We start from the raw sequence: 2,680 nt of genomic DNA on the forward strand, positions 1-2,680 counted from the left end.
GACGCGGCGACCCGCCGACTGATCTCCCTTGCCGAGCTTGAGCTCGGACCGCCGCCCGTGGCGTACTGCTGGGTCGGACTCGGTTCCCAGGCACGAGGGGAACTGGGTGTGGCGAGCGACCAGGACAACGCGCTCATCCTGGACGACCCGGCGGGGACGACACCCGACGCGGACCGGTACTTCGCACAGCTGGCCGAGCAGGTGTGCGCAGGTCTCGACCGGTCCGGGTTCCCGCTGTGTCCGGGTGAGGTCATGGCCTCCACCCCGGCGTGGCGTCGCACGTGCACGTCCTGGGAACGCCAGGTGGGGGACTGGGTCCGGGCGCCGGGAGCGGACGCCGTCCTGCACTCCCAGGTCTTCCTGGACATCCGCCCCGTCCACGGGGACACCTCGCTGTTCATGAGAGTCCGGGACGAGATGCTCGCGCGCGCCGAGGGCAGCCTGCGGTTCCAGGCCCACCTGGCGCGGATCGCCTGTGAGTGGCGTCCGCCGTTGGGGTTCTTCCGCGGTCTGGTGGTGGAACGACGAGGCGAGTACCGCAACACCCTCGACCTCAAGGCCGGGGGGATCGCGCCGGTGGTGCAGATCGCCCGCGTGTACGCCCTCTCCGCAGGGCTCGACGAGGTGTCCACGCTCGGTCGACTCGACGCCGCGGCCGGGGCGGGTGTGATCGCGCGGGCGGATGCGGAGGACCTCTCCGAGGCATTCCGGTTCCTCCGCGGCCTGACCTACAGTCATCACGCACGCCAGATCGCGGACGACGACCCGCAGGACAACCACCTCGACCCCGGAACGCTGAGCTCCGCCGACCGCCACCGTCTCCGCGCCGCGTTCCGGATCATCGCCGGCGTGCAGGGCTCGCTCGCCTTGAAGTACCGGGTCGGACAGATGTGATGCGCGACTGGTTCACCCGGTCCGGGCGCCGGCAGCGCGCTGCGCGGCGCCTTCCGGACGGCCCGCTCCGTCGCTACCTCGAGACCCCGCCGCCGGCGCCGTCGACCCCGCTGGCCGATCTGCGTCTCCTCGCGGTGGACGTGGAGACGACGGGACTCGACCCCCGTCGCCACCGTGTCCTGTCCGTGGGGCTGGTGCCCGTGGACGGCGACCGGATCGACCTCGGCGGTGCGCGGTCCATGATCCTCCGGGACGACCACGCCGACGAGGTCGAGGGCGTGGGTCAGAGCGCCACCCTGCACGGCATCACCGACGACGCGGTGGCGAACGGCGTCGGGGTCGACGTCGTCCTGGACCAGGTGTTCTCCGCGTTGACCGGGCGGGTGCTCGTCGCCCACTACAGTCATATAGAGACAGAGTTCCTCGACTCGCTGTGCTCGTCCGCCCACGACGTGCGGCCGCCGTTGGTGTCGGTCGACACCCTCGACCTGCACCGGAGGGTGCTCGGTGGGGGAGTCGACATGGGTTTCGCACCGCAGTCCTCCCCGGACGAACTGCGACTGTGGAATGCGCGGCAGCGGTACGGGCTCCCGCGCTACCGGGCGCATGACGCACTGATCGATGCTCTCGCCTGCGCGGAGCTGTACCTGGCCCAGACGGCCGAGCTGCGCGACCGCGGGGTCACGACGCTCCGGGATCTGCGAACGGCATAGGATCGCGGGTATGCGTCTCGCCCGTATCGCCCACCCGCAGGGATTCGCCTTCGTCGAGGTCCGAGGGGACGTCACCGACCCCGCCACCCTCACCTGCGCGGAGATCTCGGAACACCCCTTCGGCACGCCCGAGTTCACCGGTCGCGAATGGCCGCTGGCCGACGTCCGCCTTCTCGCCCCGATCCTCGCCTCCAAGGTGGTGTGTGTGGGCAAGAACTACGCGGAGCACGCGCAGGAGATGGGCTCCGAGGCGCCCACCGAGCCGCTGATCTTCCTCAAGCCCAACACCTCTGTGATCGGCCCCGAAGCGGCGATCGCCTACCCTCCCAGCTCCGAACGGGTGGACCACGAGGGCGAACTCGCCGTGGTGATCGGCCAGCCCTGTCGCGACGTCGCGGCCGCCCGGGCCCACGAGGTGATCCTCGGCTACACCTGCGCCAACGACGTGACCGCCCGTGACCAGCAGCTCGCGGACGGTCAGTGGACGCGGGGCAAGGGGTACGACACCTTCTGCCCGCTGGGCCCCTGGATAGTCACCGACCTCGACCCGAACGGCCTCGACGTCCGCACCACCGTGCACCACCCGGACGGGTCGTCGGAGGTACGCCAGGACGGCAACACCTCCCAGTTCATGCACACCGTGGGGGAGATCATCGAGTACGTCAGCAGGATCATGACGTTGCTCCCGGGCGACGTGGTGTTGACGGGCACGCCCGCCGGGGTGGGGCCGATGCTCCCCGGCGACCGGGTCACCGTGGAGATCGAGGGCATCGGATCGCTGAGCAACCCCGTCGTCGACAGGTAGAGCGGGTCACACCGCGCCCAGCGCGGTGAGGACCGTGCGGAGTTTGGCGGCGGTCTCGGCGACCTCGTCGTCGGGGTCGGAGTCGGCGACGAGCCCCCCGCCCGCCCAGGCGAGCGCCCCTGAGCGATCGGCGTCGATCTCGGCGCAGCGGATGGTGACCATCCAGTCCCCGTCGCCGCCGGCGTCCGCCCAGCCGACAGCCCCCGAGTAGAAGCCGCGTTCGCCCTCGAGGCCCGCGATCACGCGCCTCGCCTCGTCGGTGGGGGTC

The 2,680-nt window shown here is 71.0% G+C and carries 4 protein-coding genes; 3 read left to right on the top strand and 1 reads right to left on the bottom strand.

Annotation, left to right across the window (positions count from 1 at the left end):
- From G6019_RS17495 to G6019_RS15910, 3 genes are all read left to right on the top strand, one after another.
- A partial coding sequence (locus tag G6019_RS17495; RefSeq protein WP_241726107.1) for a putative nucleotidyltransferase substrate binding domain-containing protein occupies window positions 1–894 on the top strand: 894 nt, incomplete at its 5' end.
- A complete protein-coding gene (locus G6019_RS15905) occupies window positions 894–1,607 on the top strand; it encodes an exonuclease domain-containing protein (RefSeq protein ID WP_107756683.1) in 714 nt (237 codons plus the stop codon). The genes G6019_RS17495 and G6019_RS15905, both read left to right, overlap by 1 nt.
- Before the next feature lie 10 nt (window positions 1,608–1,617).
- A complete protein-coding gene (locus G6019_RS15910; RefSeq protein WP_182613009.1) occupies window positions 1,618–2,412 on the top strand; it encodes a fumarylacetoacetate hydrolase family protein in 795 nt (264 codons plus the stop codon).
- Window positions 2,413–2,418: 6 nt separating this feature from the next.
- On the opposite strand, the gene G6019_RS15915 is transcribed toward G6019_RS15910, so the two are convergent.
- Window positions 2,419–2,680, bottom strand: a 262-nt coding sequence (locus G6019_RS15915) for a chorismate-binding protein (RefSeq protein ID WP_182628020.1), incomplete at its 5' end; no start/stop codon positions are given.

This window comes from Dietzia sp. DQ12-76, from assembly GCF_014145045.1.
Classification (GTDB): Bacteria; Actinomycetota; Actinomycetes; order Mycobacteriales; family Mycobacteriaceae; genus Dietzia.

Bases quoted from the DNA above. Each gene is read 5' to 3' on its own strand.
- G6019_RS15905 (WP_107756683.1), top strand. From the start codon at position 894: ATGCGCGACTGGTTCACCCGGTCCGGGCGCCGGCAGCGCGCTGCGCGG.
- G6019_RS15910 (WP_182613009.1), top strand. From the start codon at position 1,618: ATGCGTCTCGCCCGTATCGCCCACCCGCAGGGATTCGCCTTCGTCGAG.